The sequence below is a fragment of the Pseudomonas sp. 21LCFQ02 genome (assembly GCF_024129895.2).
Lineage (GTDB): Bacteria > Pseudomonadota > Gammaproteobacteria > Pseudomonadales > Pseudomonadaceae > Aquipseudomonas.
Genome location: NZ_CM178749.1, coordinates 3960973 through 3979466 on the forward strand (window position 1 = coordinate 3960973; position 18494 = coordinate 3979466).

At 60.0% G+C, this 18494-nt stretch carries 15 protein-coding genes; 13 read left to right on the forward strand and 2 right to left on the reverse strand.

Translation table 11 applies throughout. The features are described from left to right. Window positions 1-31: 31 nt before the first annotated feature. The 5 genes from NJC40_RS17890 to NJC40_RS17910 all read left to right on the forward strand — a co-directional run bounded on the left by NJC40_RS17890 (window position 32) and on the right by NJC40_RS17910 (window position 8443). On the forward strand, window positions 32-1147 hold the full coding sequence (locus NJC40_RS17890) for a restriction endonuclease subunit S (protein ID WP_253140486.1): 1116 nt from the start codon (window positions 32-34) through the stop codon (window positions 1145-1147). After that, complete coding sequence (locus tag NJC40_RS17895; protein WP_253140487.1) at window positions 1144-2553, forward strand: DUF262 domain-containing protein; 1410 nt, start codon at window positions 1144-1146, stop codon at window positions 2551-2553. Before NJC40_RS17890 ends, NJC40_RS17895 begins: the two co-directional genes overlap by 4 nt. Continuing rightward, a complete protein-coding gene (locus tag NJC40_RS17900) occupies window positions 2546-4519 on the forward strand; it encodes a DUF262 domain-containing protein (RefSeq protein WP_253140488.1) in 1974 nt (657 codons plus the stop codon). The genes NJC40_RS17895 and NJC40_RS17900 overlap by 8 nt, the downstream gene beginning before the upstream one ends. A gap of 64 nt (window positions 4520-4583) precedes the next feature. Further along, window positions 4584-7730, forward strand: coding sequence for a type I restriction endonuclease subunit R (locus tag NJC40_RS17905; RefSeq protein ID WP_253140489.1), 3147 nt, complete (start codon window positions 4584-4586; stop codon window positions 7728-7730). Next, window positions 7730-8443 carry a M48 family metallopeptidase gene (locus NJC40_RS17910; protein WP_253140490.1) on the forward strand — a complete coding sequence of 238 codons (714 nt, stop codon included), beginning with the start codon at window positions 7730-7732 and terminating at the stop codon, window positions 8441-8443. The genes NJC40_RS17905 and NJC40_RS17910 overlap by 1 nt, the downstream gene beginning before the upstream one ends. Window positions 8444-8488: 45 nt before the next feature. Here NJC40_RS17910 and NJC40_RS17915 read toward each other — a convergent pair whose 3' ends face one another. Next, window positions 8489-8749: a hypothetical protein gene (locus NJC40_RS17915; protein WP_045490391.1), complete on the reverse strand. Its 261-nt coding sequence runs from the start codon at window positions 8747-8749 to the stop codon at window positions 8489-8491. A gap of 254 nt (window positions 8750-9003) precedes the next feature. On the opposite strand from NJC40_RS17915, the gene NJC40_RS17920 reads away from it, so the two are divergent. The 7 genes from NJC40_RS17920 (at window position 9004) to NJC40_RS17950 (ending at window position 17494) form a co-directional block, all read left to right on the forward strand. Further along, a complete protein-coding gene (locus NJC40_RS17920) occupies window positions 9004-9261 on the forward strand; it encodes a DUF1652 domain-containing protein (protein ID WP_045490393.1) in 258 nt (85 codons plus the stop codon). Window positions 9262-9544: 283 nt separating this feature from the next. Then, complete coding sequence (gene kdpF / locus NJC40_RS17925) at window positions 9545-9634, forward strand: K(+)-transporting ATPase subunit F (protein WP_253110809.1); 90 nt, start codon at window positions 9545-9547, stop codon at window positions 9632-9634. A gap of 9 nt (window positions 9635-9643) precedes the next feature. After that, window positions 9644-11338 (forward strand): potassium-transporting ATPase subunit KdpA, encoded by a 1695-nt coding sequence (gene kdpA, locus NJC40_RS17930; protein WP_253140491.1) that lies wholly within the window; start codon window positions 9644-9646, stop codon window positions 11336-11338. Window positions 11339-11361: 23 nt separating this feature from the next. Further along, the gene (kdpB, locus tag NJC40_RS17935) at window positions 11362-13422 is read left to right on the forward strand and encodes a potassium-transporting ATPase subunit KdpB (RefSeq protein ID WP_492180365.1); all 2061 of its coding nucleotides are present in this window, start codon (window positions 11362-11364) and stop codon (window positions 13420-13422) included. An 82-nt stretch (window positions 13423-13504) separates the two neighbouring features. Further along, window positions 13505-14068 (forward strand): potassium-transporting ATPase subunit KdpC, encoded by a 564-nt coding sequence (kdpC, locus tag NJC40_RS17940; protein ID WP_253140492.1) that lies wholly within the window; start codon window positions 13505-13507, stop codon window positions 14066-14068. A 59-nt stretch (window positions 14069-14127) separates the two neighbouring features. Continuing rightward, on the forward strand, window positions 14128-16770 hold the full coding sequence (locus NJC40_RS17945) for a DUF4118 domain-containing protein (protein ID WP_253140493.1): 2643 nt from the start codon (window positions 14128-14130) through the stop codon (window positions 16768-16770). A 28-nt stretch (window positions 16771-16798) separates the two neighbouring features. Beyond that, window positions 16799-17494 carry a response regulator gene (locus NJC40_RS17950; protein ID WP_253140494.1) on the forward strand — a complete coding sequence of 232 codons (696 nt, stop codon included), beginning with the start codon at window positions 16799-16801 and terminating at the stop codon, window positions 17492-17494. On the opposite strand, the gene NJC40_RS17955 is transcribed toward NJC40_RS17950, so the two are convergent. Beyond that, entirely contained in the window at window positions 17491-17739 is a 249-nt protein-coding gene (locus NJC40_RS17955; RefSeq protein ID WP_045490408.1) for a hypothetical protein, read from the reverse strand. The two genes, NJC40_RS17950 and NJC40_RS17955, sit on opposite strands and share 4 nt — an antisense overlap. Window positions 17740-18015: 276 nt before the next feature. Between NJC40_RS17955 and NJC40_RS17960 the strand changes: the two genes are divergently transcribed. Then, window positions 18016-18399 carry a hypothetical protein gene (locus tag NJC40_RS17960; RefSeq protein WP_253140495.1) on the forward strand — a complete coding sequence of 128 codons (384 nt, stop codon included), beginning with the start codon at window positions 18016-18018 and terminating at the stop codon, window positions 18397-18399. The last annotated feature ends 95 nt before the right edge of the window (window positions 18400-18494 follow it).

Here is an 18494-nt window from a genome sequence, read left to right on the forward strand (position 1 = left end):
GGAGGTGGGATCTATTCCGGGGGATTGGAAGGTGAAGAGCCTGGATGCGATTACGGAGCAGCAGCGACCTATCTCGTACGGCATTGTGCAAACAGGTCCAAACGTCATGAACGGCATTCCATGTCTGCGCGTCTTGGATATCAACGACGGAAAAATCAATCGTTCCGACCTCATTACGACATCTAAACAAATCTCGGATGCATACAAGCGCACGGTCTTGAAGGAAGGAGACCTCGTAATGCCGCTGCGAGGCAAAGTTGGCGATGTAGGGATCATTGATCGTGGACTCGAAGGTGCAAATCTGACTAGGGGCGTTGCGCTAATTGCAGTCCAATCAGCATGGAGCGCTCCATTTTTCCGTCAGCTCATTTCTTGGTCAGCCACTCGAAGGCGGTTAGAGCAGACGATGAACGGTTCGGCGTTGCAGGAGATTCCCATCGCATCGCTGCGCTCATTTAAAGTTGGAATGCCTCCATCTCTCTCAGAGCAACGCGCCATAGCGACGGTGCTGAGTGATGTGGATGCGCTGCTGGATGCGCTGGAGCGGTTTATCGCCAAGAAGCGCGACTTCAAACAGGCCACCATGCAACAACTCCTCACCAGCCAAACTCGTCTCCCCGGCTTCCACGGTGAGTGGGAGGTGAAACGGTTGGGGGACATTTTGACTGTGAGGCATGGAAAGAGTCAGCACGAAATCATCGCGTCGGACGGTAGGTATCCAATCCTCGCGTCCGGCGGAGAAATCGGGAGAACTAACAACTTTATCTATGACAAGCCCTCTGTCCTTATCGGCAGAAAGGGGACGATTGATTCTCCGCAGTATGTGGATTCGCCCTTCTGGACAGTGGACACGCTGTTCTTCACCGAAATCGCAGACGAGGCTGACGCTAAATTCGTGTTTTACAAGTTCACGATGATTCGTTGGCGCAGTTACAACGAGGCTTCTGGTGTACCAAGTCTCAACGCCAAGACGATTGAGAACATCGAAATACCAATCCCACGTCTCCCGGAACAAACCGCCATCGCCACCGTACTGTCCGATATGGACGCCGAGCTAGCCGCACTGGAACAACGCTTGGCCAAAACCCGCGCCCTCAAGCAAGGCATGATGCAAGAACTGCTTACTGGAAGGACGCGTCTGGTATGACCGATCTGAGCATGGACGCCACTCAACGACCGCAGACGACCAAACTCTCCAGCACCATCATTAGCGTATATGACCTGCTCGCGGATCAGGCGCTGGAGATTCCCCAATACCAGCGCCCGTACAAGTGGACGGGCAAACATATCAACCAACTGTTCTCCGATATCTCCATCCATAAGGACAAGTCCGCTTACCGCCTGGGTACCATCGTGTTTCACCGGGAGGGTGAGAAAAAGAACATCGTCGATGGCCAGCAGCGCACTATCAGTCTGTTGCTGGCGGCGCGTGCGCTGATTCAGCGGTGCAAGGCGCAAGCGCTGGAGTGCCACGACCTGCACGAGCGCTTGATCGCGCTTGAGCCGCTAATGGTTGACCCCCGTTTTACCAGCGAGATTTCGCAGAAGAACATCCACAGTAATTACCTTGAGGTGGCGCGCATCGTCAGCCGTGCGGACTTTACCGAGGCGCATATCGACTTCTTTCTGCACCAGTGCCAGGTGGTGGCGGTGGAGCTGGCGGATGTGTCGGAGGCCTTCCAATTCTTCGACTCGCAAAACGCGCGGGGCCGTGATCTGGAACCGCATGATCTGCTCAAGGCTTACCACCTGCGCGAGTTCAGCCCGCGTGACGAGCATTTGAAGGTCACCACGGTGGCGCGCTGGGAAAGCACCAAGACCCAGGAGTTGGCCACACTATTTGCGCAGTACCTGTACCGCATCCGCAATTGGTCGAAAGGGGCGTCGGCGCGTTATTTCAGCAAGGACGACAGCGACCTGTTCAAGGGCGTGAATCTCGATACGGTAGCCAGCTACCCCTATGTGGAGCAGTTGCGCATTGCCCACCATTTTGTCGACCACTACAACGGCCAGTACGAGCGCAAGATTGACTCGCGGGAGATGGCTTTTCCCTTCCATCTGGATCAAATCATCATTAACGGTCGGCGCTTCTTCGAGCTGATCAGCCACTACCAGAACGAGGTGGCGCGGATCAGCGCCAAGTCCTGGAATGGGCATGAGCGAGTGAGGGATTCAGCGCTCGATGGCTACGCGGCCAAGATCATGGCTGTGCTCGACAGCTACCCGGCGAGAACCCGTACAGGTGATCGCTACGTGCGGGCGATGTTCGATTGTCTGTTGATCTACTATATCGACAAGTTCGGCCACGCCGAGCTGTCGCGGGCCATCGAGAAGATCTTTATCTGGGCTTACAGCCTGCGTTTGCAGATGCAGGTGGTGCAGCTTGCGAGCATGGATAACTACGTGCTGGCGAACAATCTATTCAGGTTGATCAAGGACGCTACTCGCCCGGCGGACGTTATCAATCAACCGCTGAAACCACTCACCAGCAGCAGTTCGACCAAGACCGAGGCAATCGAGGCGCTATTCAGGGAGATGAAATACCGTGAGTGAGGCCATCACCCAGCTTTCCATCAGGCAGCTACTCGGCGGCCGTGATGATTACGTTATCCCCATGTATCAGCGTAATTACGCCTGGGAGGAGGGTGAGATCACCCAATTGATCCAGGATGTAGTCGACTACCTGCCTGAGCCAGATAAGCCCGCGCGCAATTACTACATCGGCAGCCTGGTGGTGTATGAGCGAGCGGACGGCAAAACGCCCGTCTTCGAGACCATCGATGGTCAGCAGCGGCTGACAACGCTGTCGTTGCTGACCTCCTATCTGAAGAACAGCAAGGCTGTTGACCTCGATTGGTATGCAAACCTGAGTATCCACTTCGATAGCCGCGAGCATTCGCGGGCGACCTTTGCGGCGATCTTCGAGGGCCGTTTCAAGGATGACCCTGCCGAGGTGCTGGCTGAAAAGCAGATCAATACCGGCATCCTCAATGGCTATCGGCTGATCCATAAGGTCTTGCCGCACAAACTCAAAGAGAACGGGGTTTCAGCGCAGCAGTTCGCGGATTTCCTGTTTCGTTACGTGCAGATCATGCGCGTGAAGGTGCCGGCGGATACGGACCTGAACCATTACTTCGAGATCATGAATAACCGCAGTGAGCAGCTAGAGAAGCACGAGGTGCTCAAGGCACGGATGATGGAGACGTTGCAGGGCTGCCCGCATATCCAGAACTGTCTGCACACCGTATGGGAAGCCTGCTCGAATATGGAGCGCTACGTGCAGATGGGCTTTACGCCTAGCCAGCGCAGCAGCGTTTTTGCTGAGAAGAATTGGGGCCGGTTGGTGCCCGAGAACTTCGATGAGCTGACTGCTGCGCTGCAAAGTACGCAGGAGGTGGGCTACAAGGCGGGGGCCGAGTTGTCCCTCACGGACATCATCGGCAGGCCGCCGGTCACTGCGGAAAAAACCGATAACGGTGAAGAAGCGCCCGAGCGCTTCAATACGGTGATCAACTTCCCCAACTTTTTGCTGCATGTGCTGCGTGTCGATACGCAGGCGGATATTCCTCTGGATGACAAACGCCTGCTCGATCTCTTTGAAACCCATGTTCTGAAGCAGCAAGACCCGGCTACGGCAGTGAAGCGCTTTACCTTCAGCCTGCTGCGCTGCAAGTACCTGTATGACCAATACGTGATCAAGCGCGAGTTCAGCCAGGCCGCCGATGGTTGGAGCTTAAAACGCTTCAAGTGGAACGATGGCGGCAAAGCGGGTGGTGCGGGGCGTGGCAGTTATGTGAATACCTTCGGCGAGGAGGAGGGCAGTGAGGGCATCAATCGGCGTATCTTGATGCTGCTCTCGGCGTTGCATGTGTCCACGCCTACGCTGGTTTACAAGCACTGGCTCAATGCCGCGCTGCATTACCTGTTTCACGCCGAGCAGGTCGAGGCTCATGTCTATCTGCAGCAGATGGAGTCAGTCGCCAAGACCTTTGTTTTTGATCGTTTTCTGGCTGCCGAGGCGGGCTTGGAATACTTTAAGATCATCTACGGGAACAAGGGCGTCTGCCAGACCCGTCGTGAAGACGTCACCGCTGAGACGCTTTTGCCGCGCCTGCGCTTCGGCAATATCGAAAACAACCTAGTGTTCAACTTCCTGGATTACCTGCTGTGGCTTGAGCACGGTAAGAGTGAGCCGGTGAAGTCTTACGAATTTACCTTCCGCAGTTCGGTGGAACATTACTATCCGCAGAAGCCACTGCCAGGCATCGACCAACTGGCTGACGACGATCTCCACTCGTTCGGTAATCTTTGCCTGATCAGCCACGAGAAGAACTCACGCTTGAGCAATTTCACACCTGAGCAAAAAAAGGCGTTCTACCTGAAGAACACCCTCGACAGCGTGAAGCAGCACTTGATGATGCAGCCTGATACTTGGGATGTTCCCGCGATACGTAAGCATCACCAGCAAATGATCGACGTGCTGCTCAATAGCCTCCCCAGCCAGTATGAGACCGAGTGAAGACCGCAGGATGCCACAGATGACTCAACAACCTCGCTCCGAACGCCATACCCAGAACCGAGTGGTGGCGCTGTTTACCGACAAAACGCGGCCTGACTGCCTCGGTTACGACTATCTGGGCGAGTGGAGCAAGCGCGGGCACAACCGCAACATTGAAGCTGAGCTGTTGCAAGCCAACCTGAAGCAGCGTGGTTACAGCGATGTGCAGATATCGGCGGCGCTGCAAAAACTGATGGCTGCGGCGGATGCCACGGGCATCACGTTGTATCAGGCCAACCTGCGTACCTATCAGTTGCTGCGTTACGGCGTGCCGGTGCAGATGGCTGTTGGTCAGGCCCATGAGACGGTGCATCTGATCGATTGGGAAAATACTGATGCTAACCACTTCGCCATCGCCGAAGAAGTGACCTTGCGCGGGGGGCATGAGCGCCGCCCGGATCTGGTTATTTACCTCAATGGCATCGCCATCGGGGTGCTTGAACTGAAGCGCAGTTCGGTGGATGTGGCCGATGGTATCCATCAACTGATCAGCAACCAGGAGGCAATCTTCAACCTGGGGTTCTTCAGTACGGTGCAGATGGTGTTTGCTGGCAGCGATTCCCAGGGCTTGCGCTATGGCACTGCCACCACGCGCGCCGAGTTCTTTGTGGAGTGGAAGGCGGAGGGGGTAAAAGCCGAGTCGGTTGAGTTGAATCGTCTGCGTGAGATCCCGGCGAATTATCACGTTTTACCTGGGGCGGAGCTGGGGCAATCGGGTTATTTGCTGGATAACCCGTTGGCACAGATGTGCGAGAAGTCGCGCCTGCTGGACTTGACCCGCAATTTCATCATCTTCGATGCGGGTATCAAAAAGATGCCGCGTGCCCATCAATATGCCGCAGTGAAGGCCGCGCAGGAGCGAGTACGGCGTAAAGAGGGTGGGGTGATTTGGCATACCCAGGGCAGCGGCAAGAGCATCCTGATGGTGTTGATCGCCAAGTGGCTGCTGGAGCATGATCCGGACGCACGCATTCTGGTGATTACGGATCGCGACGAGTTGGACAAGCAAATCTCCGGGGTGATGCGCAATGCCGGGGTTATCGGCCCCGATTCACCTTCGCCGCGTATCACCTCTCGCGCTGATTTCGTGCAGAAGCTGTCTGCCACTACGCCGCGTTTGCTGTGCGCGTTGCTTCACAAGTTCGAGCCGGATCTGAGTGTGCCGCCGCCTGCCATGCATGGGCGGTTTTATGTCTTTGTAGACGAGTGCCACCGGACTCAGGGTGGCGATATGAACAGGCAGATGAAGCAGTGGTTGGCGGGGGCGCTGTTCATTGGCTTTACCGGCACGCCGCTTCTGCGCAAGGATAAACAAACCACCCGCGATGTGTTCGGTACCTATATCCACACCTATAAATTCCACGAGGCCGTCGCGGACAAGGTAGTGCTGGATCTGAAGTATGAGGCGCGTGATGTGCCGCAGCGTTTGACTTCGCGAAAAGCCATCGATGCCTGGTTCGAGCAGAGAACCAGGGGGCTGAACAATTACCAGAAGTCGATCCTGCGTAAGCGCTGGGCCACGATGGAGGCATTGATGAGTGCTGGTGAGCGCAAGCAGCGCATCATTGCCAGCATCATCGAAGACTTCAGTTTGAAGCCTCGGCTGAACAATGATCGGGGTACGGCCATTCTGGTGGCGGCGAGCATCTACGATGCCTGTCATTACTTTCGCTTGTTTCAAACCACCTTGTTCGGCACTTACTGCGGCATCGTCACTTCGTACGAGCCGAACCATAACGCCATCTCCCGTGAGCCGGCGCAGAGTGATGAGCGCTACAAGTTCGATACCTACACGCAGTACGTGCTCAAACAAGGCCAGAGCACTTCTGCTTACGAAGAAGAGACCAAGCGACGCCAGAGCACTTCTGCTTACGAAGAAGAGACCAAGCGACGCTTTATCGAGGAGCCTGCCAACCTCAAACTGCTCATCGTTGTCAGCAAACTGCTAACCGGTTTCGACGCGCCCAGTTGTTCGTATGTCTACCTGGATAACGAGCTGCGTGACCATAACCTGTTCCAGGCGATTTGCCGCACCAACCGACTCGACGGTGATGACAAAGACTTTGGCTATATCGTCGATTTCAAGGAGCTGTTTGGTGATGTTCAGGATGCCATTTCGGTCTACACTTCCGACGAGTTGGATGTCGATACGGGTAACGGTGGCAGCAATAACGTCGAGTTGAAGAACTGGCTGGTTGAGGGCAATAAGCAGTTGGATGCAGCTCGTGAGGCATTGAGTTATCTGTGTGCCCCGGTGGCTCCGCCGCGTGAGATTGAGCAATTCATCTATTACTTCTGCGGCATGGCTGCCGATGCCAATGGCCTGGATGAGAGCGAGCCGCTGCGGATTTCCTTCTACAAGGCCGTGGCCTCATTCGTGCGGACGTTTGCGGACTTGGCGCAGCATTTGACCGAGGCCGGTTACTCTGAGGCTGAAGCGGGTAGGCTGCAGACCGAAGTAAAGTTTTATGCCGAGTTACGTGAGGCAATCAAAAAGCACGCAGGTGAAGAACTGGATATCAAGCCATTCGAGGCGGATATGCGGCACTTGCTCAACACCTATATCCAGGCAGACCCCGCTGATCCTTTGAGTACCGTCGATAACTTCTCGCTGGTTGAGTTGATCATCCAGACGGGCGTTCACGATGCCATTGCCAAGAAACTCAATGCAAAGGGCAAGCTCTCCAAGGATGCGATTGCCGAAGGCATCATCAATAACGTACGTAAGACCATCATCCGTGAGCAATTGACCGACCCCAGGTTTTACGAGGGGATGTCGCGCTTGCTGGAGGATCTGATCAAGCAGAGTCGTGATGATGCAGCTGCTTATGAAGAGTTTCTGCGCAAGGCCGAAGCGCTGGTGCGGCAAATTGCACAGAAGGGCTCAGGTGGTTCCCCGACGGGCCTTAACGGTCGTCGCGAGGCGACTGTGCTGTTCAACAACCTCGATAGAATTGCCGCGACGACCTTTCAGTGCCCACACGATGAGGCAGAAAAAGTGCAGTTGGCTTTGGCGATTGATACTGCCATGCGCGGCTCGGCCCCGGCCGCCTGGCGCGGTGATCCTGCTCGTGAGGCGCAGGTGTTAAATGCGCTGTTCCCGCTGCTGGGGCGCGACCGTGAGGCAACCTTGGCCATTTTTGAAATCATCAAGAACCAATCGGGCTATTGATGCACGAGATAATTGAGCTGGGCGATATTTCCATTTCGGTGACCCGTAAGGACATCAAGAATGTTCACCTGACTGTGCACCCACCGCAGGGCCGGGTCACGCTAGTCGCGCCAGTCAACACGCGGCTAGAGGTTGCGCGGGCTTACGCAATTTCAAAACTGGGCTGGATTCGTGATCAGCAGAGTAAGTTGGACGCACAGGCCCGCGAGGAGCCGCGCCAGTTTGTGGAAAGAGAGAGCCACTACATCTGGGGGCGACGCTACCTGATGGTGGTGAACTACCAAGATGCCAAGCCAGCAGTGAAGCTCGATCACAAACGTATAACCTTAATGGTGCGTCCCGGTAGCGACATACTTAAACGCGCAGAGGTGATGCATGAATGGCACAAACAACAGTTGCATACTGTGGTACCTGCGCTGATTAAGAAGTGGGAACGCAAGCTACAGGTCAAGGTGGCTGGTTATTATCTTCAACGAATGAAAACCAAGTGGGGGAGCTGTAACCACAAAGCGGGCAACATTCGTTTGAATACTGAGCTGATCAAGAAGCCGAAAGATCTTCTTGAATACGTGATCGCTCATGAGATGGTTCATTTGCTCGAGCCCACCCACAATGAACGCTTTGTCTCCATCCTAGGAGAGTATTTTCCAACTTGGCGTGAGGCTCGAATTGAATTGAATGAGCTTCCACTAACAGCAGAAACTTGGAAATGATAGACGTGTGAGGCAGGCCTCGGGTCCTACTTTATCTGCTGCTTGCTATGACCCACGTAGCTCCTCCAGTCGAGCACGCCCGGCATCGGTGATCGCATGCTCCCCCTTATCACTGAGTCGATAGCGTCCCGATTCCAGGCGTGTGATTGTGATCCTTACCAAGCCGCTCCGGGAAAGGGCGTCACCGACTTCAAAGCTCATTGCGCGCTCCAGATCAAGAATCCTTAACTCTCCGATCTTGTAGCGGTAGAAGGCAATCAACGCTGCGTCTATCGCTTGCTGGTTGACCGCTTGACCATCTTGCATTTGACCTCCCAGGTCTGACTGCTTACTCCATGAGGTGCCGGGTCAAATCTGACTGAGCCAGTCTTGCCCTCGATTGGCGCCATTGTGCCTTTGATTGCCTCGCTGAGCGCAAATCCGAACGGCATTCGGATGCCGGTTAGCGCCCAAATATCTGTCTTGATCATCGGCCCGGCGGCATGACCGGTTGCTGGTCAATTGCGCTACCATTAGCGTTGTCTATAGTGGTCTGACGAGAAATCAGACAAGGAAAGCCCATGTATTCGAAAACCGAGTTGCAGCGTGTTCTTGAAACCGCCTTTCTGCCCAGCAAGTGCGAGTGCGGCCTGGCTCCCAATGACAGCCTGTCGGTGAAACTCATCAACCCGTCTTCGGGCGAGATCGAGCTGTATGTGGCAAGCATCCCTGTGTCTGACCTGAGCACCAGCCGAGCGATTGCCCAGGTCGTTCTTTCACTGAAAGAGCAACGGGATCTGATGGCGCAGATGACGCTGTCCATGCGGCGGCTGGCTTAGACCAGCCGCTTGAGCCCGGCCTGGTTGCGGGCGGCCGGCGCTTACCTTCCTTTTACGGCCCGGTTATGCCCCGGCCGTCTTGAACCCTGTCTGAAGCCCTACAGTCCTTGCGCAGAAAACCCGCGCAAAAGGCTGGTTAGCCATCGCTGAGCCTGCGCTACCGCGCTTCTTTACACATTCTTTATGCCCGCCGGGCTTCTTCGATCTCGTTCCTTTACGCCCCCCTTGCTGACAATTCACTCACGCGGCCTTTGCCGCCTGACTGTGGTCCGAGGGGAAATCAATGAGCGTTCTGGATGGGGTTTCACTGCTGCTGGGCATCGGCCTGATCGTTTACCTGCTGGTCGCGCTGCTGCGCGCCGATCGCCAGTAAGGAGCGGCCATGCACAGCTATGACTATCTGTTGATCGGCGCCTTTTTGCTGCTGTTGCTCGGCAGCGCGCCGCTGCTGGGACGGTTCTGGTACCGGGTAATGGAGGGCGAGCGCACCTGGCTTTCACCATTGCTGGGGCCGTTGGAGCGCGGCTGCTATCGGCTCGGCGGTGTCGACCCCAAGGCCGGGCAAGACTGGAAAACCTATGCGCTGGCCTTGCTGGCATTCAACGCCGCCGGCTTTGTGCTGCTGTTTGCCTTGCTGATGCTGCAAGGTGCACTGCCACTCAATCCGCAGCAACTGCCGGGCCTGGAGTGGACCCTGGCGTTCAACACCGCCATGAGCTTTGTTGCCAACACCAACTGGCAGGCCTACAGCGGCGAAGCATCGCTGAGCTACCTGAGCCAGATGCTCGGCCTGACCGTACAGAACTTCGTCAGCGCCGCCACCGGCATTGCCGTGCTGGCCGTGTTGTGCCGGGGCATTGCGCGGCGCTCGACCAATGACCTGGGCAACTTCTGGACCGACCTGACCCGCGCCACCTTGTATGGCCTGTTGCCGATCAGCCTACTGCTGGCGCTGCTGCTGGCGTGGCAGGGCGTGCCGCAGAACTTCGCCCATTATGTCGATGCCCTGACCATGCAAGGCAGTCAGCAGAGCCTGCCGATGGGGCCGGCGGCCAGCCAGATTGCGATCAAGCAACTGGGCACCAACGGCGGTGGCTTTTTCGGCGTGAACTCGGCGCATCCGTTCGAGAATCCTACGGCGCTGAGCAACCTGCTGGAATTGGTGGCAATCCTGCTGATACCGGCCGCATTGGTGTTCAGCTTCGGCCATTACGTCAAGGACCTGCGCCAGAGCCGGGCGATCCTGGCCTGCATGCTGCTGTTGCTGGCGATTGGCTCGGCGCTGGCGTTGTGGGCCGAGTATCAGCCCAACCCAACCCTGGCGTTCAGCGGCGTGGAACAGGCGCCGTCGCTGGAGGGTAAAGAGGCACGCTTTGGCGTGACCGGCACCACCTTGTGGGCGGTGGCGACCACCGCTGCTTCCAACGGTTCGGTCAACGGCATGCACGACAGCCTCAACCCGCTGACCGGGATGGTCGCGCTGATCAACATGATGGTCGGCGAGGTGATCTTCGGCGGCGTCGGGGTGGGCCTCAATGGCATGCTGCTCAACGTGTTGATCGCCGTGTTCCTGGCCGGCTTGATGATCGGCCGTACCCCGGAATACCTGGGCAAGAAATTGCAGGCTCGGGAAGTCAAGCTACTGGTCGCCAGCTTGCTGGTCATGCCGCTGGGCGTGCTGGTGCTGGGGGCCATCGCGGCGAGCGTGCCAGGCGCGGCCAGTGCGGTCAGCAACCCTGGCCCGCATGGTTTCAGCCAGTTGCTGTACGCCTACACCTCGGCCACCGCCAACAACGGTTCGGCGTTCGGCGGCTTCAGTGCCAACACCCCGTTCCATAACCTGATGCTCAGTCTGGCGATGTTCATTGGCCGCTTCGGCTACATCCTGCCGGTGCTGGCGCTGGCAGGCAGTCTGGCGCTGAAGCAGAGCGCGCCGCAGGGCAGCGACAGTTTCCCGACCCACGGCCCGCTGTTCGTGGCTTTGCTGACCGTGACCATCTTGCTGGTGGGCGGCCTGACCTTTTTGCCGACCCTGGCGCTGGGGCCGATTGCCGACCATATGAGCCTGGGTTTCTGACTGCGGCCTTCTGAGGATTGAACATGAATATGCTCACTGACAACCATCCGCCGGTCCAGGCCCATAACCTGCCTGCCGCGACCAGCCTGTCGGCCTTGTGGCGCCCGGCGCTGCGCCAGGCATTTATCAAGCTCGACCCGCGTCAACTGGTGCGCTCGCCGGTGATGCTGGTGGTGGAACTGACCGCCGTGCTTACCACCGTGCTGTGCCTGATCCCCGATGCGCAGGTGCCCACCGGTATTGCAGTACAAATCGCTCTGTGGCTGTGGTTCACCGTGCTGTTTGCCAACTTTGCTGAGGCGCTGGCCGAGGGGCGGGGCAAGGCCCGTGCTGATAGCCTCAAGGCCGGCAGCGAAGGGCTCAAGGCCCGCTTGAGGGACGAAGACGGCCAATGGCGGCTGGTGGATGCCGGCACCCTGCGCAAGGGCGATGTCGTGCGGGTCGAAGCCGGGGAGATGATTCCCGGTGACGGTGAGGTGATCGAAGGCATCGCGGCGGTCAACGAGGCGGCGATCACTGGTGAGTCGGCGCCGGTGATTCGTGAATCCGGCGGCGACCGCTCGGCGGTCACCGGCAACACCCGGCTGGTCTCCGACTGGCTGCTGGTGCGCATCCAGGTCAACCCCGGCGAATCGACCCTCGACCGCATGATTGCCTTGGTGGAGGGGGCCAAACGGCAAAAGACCCCCAACGAAATCGCCCTGGACATCCTGCTGATCGGCCTGACCCTGATCTTTTTGCTGGTGGTCATGACCCTGCAGCCCTTCGCCCGGTTTGCCGGCGGCAGCCTGCCGCTGGTGTTTCTGGTGGCGCTGCTGGTAACCCTGATTCCGACCACCATTGGCGGGCTGCTGTCGGCCATCGGCATCGCCGGTATGGACCGGCTGGTGCGCCTCAATGTCATTGCCCGTTCGGGGCGGGCGGTGGAAGCGGCGGGGGATGTGCATGTGCTGCTGCTCGACAAGACCGGCACCATCACCTTCGGTAATCGTCGTTGCGCCGGCCTGTACGCGGCGCCCGGTGTCAGCCCGCAGCAACTGGCTCAGGCCGGCTTGTTGGCGTCACTGACCGACGACACTGCCGAGGGTAAATCGATTGTCGAGTACCTGCGTAACCTGCACCCGATTCAGGCCCCGGCGCTGAGTGAAGTCACCGGCGTGCCGTTCAGTGCCGAGACCCGGCTGTCAGGGGTGGACTACCAGGGCAAGGTGTATCGCAAAGGTGCGGTGGATTCGCTGCTGATGTTTCTCGGCCAGACCCGCGCCGACCTGCCCGCGCCGCTGGTGCGGGAAATCGAGCGCATTGCCAAGTCCGGCGGCACGCCGTTGCTGCTGTGCGGCGATGGTCGCCTGCTGGGTGCAATCCATCTCAAGGACGTGGTCAAGCCCGGCATTCGTGAGCGCTTCGACGAGTTGCGCAAGCTGGGCATCCGTACGGTGATGGTCACCGGCGACAACCCGCTGACCGCCGCCGCCATCGCCGCCGAAGCCGGGGTCGATGATGTACTGGCCGAAGCCACACCAGAGAAAAAGCTTGAGCGGATCCGCTTTGAGCAGGCGCAGGGCCGGCTGGTGGCGATGTGCGGCGACGGCGCCAACGATGCGCCGGCGCTGGCCCAGGCCGATGTCGGGGTGGCGATGAACGACGGCACCCAGGCGGCTCGCGAAGCGGCCAACATGGTCGACCTCGACAGCGACCCGACCAAGCTGCTGGATGTGGTGCAGGTCGGCAAAGAACTGCTGGTGACCCGTGGTGCGCTGACGACCTTTTCCATTGCCAACGATGTGGCCAAGTATTTTGCTGTGCTGCCGGCACTGTTCGCCGCGATCTACCCGCAACTGGGCGTGCTCAACATCATGCAACTGGCCAGCCCGCAGAGCGCCATCGTCTCGGCCATCGTGTTCAATGCGCTGATCATCGTCGCACTGATCCCGTTGGCCCTGCGTGGCGTGCGCGTCCAGGCTGCCAGCGCTGCCCACCTGCTGCGCCGCAACCTGCTGATTTTCGGCGTCGGCGGGCTGATTGTGCCGTTTGTGGGGATCAAGCTGATCGATTTGTTGCTTGGTGCACTGAATCTGGTGTGACACAGCCTGACGGCGACTATGTATTTGTTGCTTCGGGGCTCAAGCCCCTCCTACAGGTAGTCAATTTTGCGAGGAGATGTACATGACAACCATCCTGCGCCCGGCGCTGAGCCTGTTGCTGTTGATGACCCTGGTCACTGGTGTGGCCTATCCGCTGGCGGTTACCGGCGTTGCGCAACTGGCGTTTGCCGAACAGGCCAATGGCAGCCTGGTGCGTGATGCCAGCGGCCAGGTCCGCGGTTCGGCGCTGATTGCCCAGCCTTTCGATGGCCCGCAGTGGTTCCAGCCACGCCCTTCGGCCGGTGCGTTTGCCACGGTGGCCAGCAGCGCCAGCAACCTGTCCGCCGCTAACCCGGCATTGGCCAGCCGGGTGGCTGAAACCGCCACACTGTTGAAAAGCCAAGGGCAGGGCGCAGTGCCAATCGCCCTGCTGACCACCTCCGGCAGCGGCCTGGACCCGCACCTGCCGCCTGACGCCGCCGATTGGCAGGTCGGTCGTGTGGCGGCTGCGCGTAATCTGCCCGAGCAACAACTGCGTGCGCTGATCGAGGCCCATACTGACCGGCCGTTGTTCGGCCCGCCGGTGGTCAATGTGCTGGCGCTCAATCGCAGCCTTGACGCCCAGGCCCGCGTGGCAAAAATGTAACTTTTGTGGTGATGTCTTCGCGATCACCCTCAATTGACCCTGACCGAGCAAGCCGACACGTGAGTGACTCCAGCCGAGCTGATGCCATCCTGGCCCAACTGCCCCGCGACGGTCGCGGGCGTCTGAAAATTTTTCTCGGTGCAGCGCCGGGGGTGGGCAAGACCTACGCCATGCTGCAAGCCGCCCACAGCCGCATGCGCCAAGGGGTGAACCTGCTCGCCGCCGTGGTGCAAACCCACGGTCGGGCCGAGACCGAAGCGCTGCTGGTCGGGCTGCCGCAATTGCCGATGCTGCGCCGCGAATACCGGGGCATGACCCTTGAAGAAATGGACCTCGACGGCGTGTTGCGGGCGGCGCCAGCGCTGGTGCTGGTTGATGAACTGGCGCACAGCAACGTGCCGGGCAGCCGCCATGACAAGCGCTGGCAGGATGTGCACGAACTGCTTGCCGCAGGCATTGATGTGTACACCACGGTCAATGTCCAGCACCTGGAAAGCCTCAACGACCAGGTACGCGCCATCACCGGCGTCCAGGTCCGCGAAACCCTGCCGGACTGGGTGTTGCAGGAAGCCTTCGAGCTGGTGCTGATCGACCTGCCGCCGCGAGAGCTGCTGGAGCGGCTACGCGACGGCAAGGTGTATGTGCCGGAGCAGGCACGGGCAGCCATCGATGCGTTTTTCAGCCAGACCAACCTCACCGCCTTGCGCGAACTGGCGATGCAGACCGCCGCCGCGCAGGTGGACAACGATCTGGCCCAGGGGTATCGGCAACGCGGCGAACAGGCACCGGCGGTGCGTGGCCGGCTGTTGGTCGGGATTGACGGCGATATCCAGGCCGACCTGTTGGTGCGCCATGCCAGCCGGGTCGCTGAACGTCGTCACCTGCCCTGGAGCCTGGTGCATGTCGACGCCGACCGGCCACTGGATGAGCAGGGCCGGGCTTACTTGCAGGGCGCCCAGCAACTGGCCGAGCGCCTGGGCGGCGAGGTGGTGACCCTGCGCGCCGGTGAGGTGGCCCGGACCCTGTTGCAGCATGCCGTCGAGCGTCGGGCCAGCGTGGTGATGGTCGGTCAGTCACGACACCTGTGGCGGCGGCGGCTGTTCGGTGGCGGGGTGGCCGGGCGTTTGTTGCGTGAGGCCCACGGTCTGGAAATCAGCGTGCTGGACAGCCAGGCCTTGCCCGACCGGCCTCGTCAGCGCGCCCCGATCAAGGGGCTGGACTACGCGCTGGCGGTGCTCGCGACCGCGCTGGCCAGTGGTGTGGCCTGGGGGATTGCCGGGATTCTGGCGTTACCCAATATCTCGCTGATCTTCCTCATGGCGGTGCTGCTGGTGGCGGTGCGCAGCAGTGTCGGGCCGGCCCTGTTCTGTGCATTACTGTCGTTTCTGGCTTATGACTTCCTGTTCATGCCGCCCAACTTTTCGTTGAGTATCCAGCGCGAGGAAGACGTACTGACGCTGGTGTTCTTTCTGCTCATGGCGGCACTCACCGGCCAGCTTGCCAGCCGCCAGCGCCGTCAGTTCAAGGCCTTGCGCGCCACTCAGGAGCAAACCAGTACGGTGCTCGACCTGTCGCGCAAGCTTACTGCCGCCACTGACCGTCAGGCGGTGCTCAGCGCCGCCGAGCAACACCTCAGTGGCTGGCCGGAGCTGCAACTGTGCCTGCTCGGCCGTGACCAGGACGCCAGTTGGGTGGTGGAGCTGGGCGGCCCGCTGACCTTCAGCGAGGCCGAGCGAGTAGCGGCTGATTGGGCCTGGCAGCACGATCAGGCAGCCGGGCTGGACACCGGTACTTTGCCGTCCGGACGCTGGTGGTGGTGGCCGGTGTCGGCTGAAGAAGGGCCGCTGGCGCTGCTTGGCGTCTGCCCTCGGCCAGGCCATCGCTTCACGGCCCAGCACCGGCGTTTGCTCAGCGCCCTCAGCCAGCCGCTGGCCCAGGCGCTGGCCCGTGCGCAACTGGTGCAGGATCTGGAATCGGCGCGCCTGCATGGTGAAACCGAACAACTGCGCAGCGCCTTGCTGGCCTCGGTGTCGCATGATCTGCGCACGCCGTTGACCGCTATGCGCGGCAGCATCGATAGCCTGTTGGCGCTGGGCGAAGCGATCCCGCTGGATGACCGCCGCGAGCTGCTTGAAGGCACCCGCGACGAGGCCGAACGGCTGGACCGCTATATCCAGAACCTGCTGGACATGACCCGCCTGGGCCATGGTTCACTGAAACTGGCTCGCGATTGGGTGGCCCCGGCCGACATCGTCGGCAGCGCGCTGGGCCGCTTGCGTGCGGTGTTGGCGCCGTTGCAGGTCGAGGTGCAGATGGCCGCTGAACTGCCGCTGTTGTACGTGCACGCGGCACTGATCGAGCAGGCGCTGGTCAATGTGCTGGAGAATGCGGCACGCTTTTCGCCAGTCGGCGCGGTGCTGCGCGTGCACAGCCGGGTCAGTGAGGGCGAGTTGCAGTTGCTGGTCAGCGATCAGGGGCCTGGGATTCCCGAAGCCGAGCGGGCGAAAATCTTCGACATGTTTTACACCGCAGCACGCGGTGATCGCGGTGGCCCCGGCACCGGCCTGGGACTGGCGATCTGTCAGGGCATGGTCGGCGCCCATGGCGGGAGGGTCACAGTGGCCGAGGGCATCGACGGGCTCGGCACTTGCATGACCTTGCATTTACCCTTGCCAGCCCAACCCCAGGCAGACTCAGAATGAGCGCGTATCCCCCACGAGATTACAGCCGGTGAGCACCCAGCAGACAGCGACCATTCTGGTCATCGACGACGAGCCGCAGATCCGCAAGTTCTTGCGCATCAGCCTGGCATCCCAGGGCTACAAGGTGCTGGAGGCGGGCGATGGCGCCGAAGGTCTGAACCAGGCGGCGCTCAACCGCCCGGACCTGGTGGTGCTCGATCTGGGCTTGCCCGACATGGACGGCCAGCAATTACTGGTCGAGCTGCGCGAGTGGCTGCGGGTCCCGGTGATGGTGCTCTCGGTGCGCGCCAGTGAGGCGCAGAAGGTCCAGGCCCTCGATGCCGGGGCCAACGACTACGTGACCAAGCCGTTTGGCATTCAGGAGTTTCTCGCCCGTATTCGTGCGTTGCTGCGTCAGCCTGCCGACACTCAGCAGGCCCAGGCAGTGCTGACCCTCGGCCCGCTGAGCATTGATCTGGCGGCTCGCCGTGTGCAACTGGACGGCCAGGACGTCGCGCTGACCCGCAAGGAGTACGCGGTGTTGGCCGCGCTGGCCCGCCATCCCGGCCGGGTCATCACCCAGCAACAGCTGCTCAGGGACATCTGGGGGCCGACCCACACCCAGGACAGCCACTACCTGCGCATCGTGGTCGGCCACCTGCGCCAGAAACTGGCCGATGAGCCGACCGCGCCGAGGTACATCATCACCGAGGCGGGCGTCGGCTATCGGCTCGCTAGCGATTAATCCTCAAGGTCTTCTTCATGCTTCAGCGCGGCGCGGGCGACCAGTTCCGCGAAGCTCGCCTGCACCACCTCGCTGTTGTCGCGGATTGTCGCCAAATGTTCATGGATGCGCGCCAGGCTGTGCGGGTCGCCTTGCTGGTCGATCCACAGGGCGATGTCCTCGACGGTCGCGACCAGCGCCGAGTTGTTCTGAATGAGCCGGTCCAGCAGCTTGACCAGCGGATCGTCGGGCAGATTCTCAGACATGGCAGTGACTCCTCAGATAGTCATCCTGAGCCTAGTTGAGGATTGACCGCTGCTGGCGTGTTGCTACATAAACGCTTACACATCTACCAGGCCGAATACAGGCACCTCACACTGCGCACCCGCTCGCCGCCCGGCCGGTCAGACGAATATGACCCCATGCGCCATTTTGCCGCACAGACACGCACGCCCGGCCAGCAGGCGCTTTGCTCCGGCTACCGGACACCGGTGACGCAATGAAGGTGTTCCCCCAGCCTGCGCAGTGGTAAATTCGCCGCCATGAAATTCGTCCGCACTCATCGCTTGCCGCTGGCCGTCCTGCTTGCCGGTCTGGTCCTTCTCGGCGCCCTGGCCTGCAGCATCGGCCACGGGCAGATGCTCAGTGCCTTCATGCCTGTTGCCATGAGCGATATCTGCGGCCCGGACGAGTCCGCCGCGCACAGTCCTGCCGCACACAGTCAGGACCAGACCGGCCACGGTCTGCTCATGCAACTGGCGCTGTTCGACTGCGCTTACGCCAGCAAACTGACCAGCGCATTGCTCGGCTTCGCAGCCCTGGGCTGGCTGGTGCGAACCCTGCGCCGCCGCGCCCTGATGCCCGAACGCCTGAGCTGGACATCGCTGCGCCACTGTTCACCGGGCCGTGTCGCTCAGGCGCCCTGATACCACCGCGTGGCATCTTTGTGCGGCCCACCGTGTACACGGTGCGCGCTGTCTGACAGTACGGGAGTGATCCCGTCCCGATCCTCTAAACAGGA

Bases quoted from the DNA above. Each gene is read 5' to 3' on its own strand.
- NJC40_RS17895 (WP_253140487.1), top strand. From the start codon at position 1,144: ATGACCGATCTGAGCATGGACGCCACTCAACGACCGCAGACGACCAAA.
- NJC40_RS17910 (WP_253140490.1), top strand. From the start codon at position 7,730: ATGCACGAGATAATTGAGCTGGGCGATATTTCCATTTCGGTGACCCGT.
- NJC40_RS17915 (WP_045490391.1), bottom strand. From the start codon at position 8,749: ATGCAAGATGGTCAAGCGGTCAACCAGCAAGCGATAGACGCAGCGTTG.
- NJC40_RS17920 (WP_045490393.1), top strand. From the start codon at position 9,004: ATGTATTCGAAAACCGAGTTGCAGCGTGTTCTTGAAACCGCCTTTCTG.
- kdpF (WP_253110809.1), top strand. From the start codon at position 9,545: ATGAGCGTTCTGGATGGGGTTTCACTGCTGCTGGGCATCGGCCTGATC.
- kdpA (WP_253140491.1), top strand. From the start codon at position 9,644: ATGCACAGCTATGACTATCTGTTGATCGGCGCCTTTTTGCTGCTGTTG.
- kdpB (WP_492180365.1), top strand. From the start codon at position 11,362: ATGAATATGCTCACTGACAACCATCCGCCGGTCCAGGCCCATAACCTG.
- kdpC (WP_253140492.1), top strand. From the start codon at position 13,505: ATGACAACCATCCTGCGCCCGGCGCTGAGCCTGTTGCTGTTGATGACC.
- NJC40_RS17955 (WP_045490408.1), bottom strand. From the start codon at position 17,739: ATGTCTGAGAATCTGCCCGACGATCCGCTGGTCAAGCTGCTGGACCGG.
- NJC40_RS17960 (WP_253140495.1), top strand. From the start codon at position 18,016: ATGAAATTCGTCCGCACTCATCGCTTGCCGCTGGCCGTCCTGCTTGCC.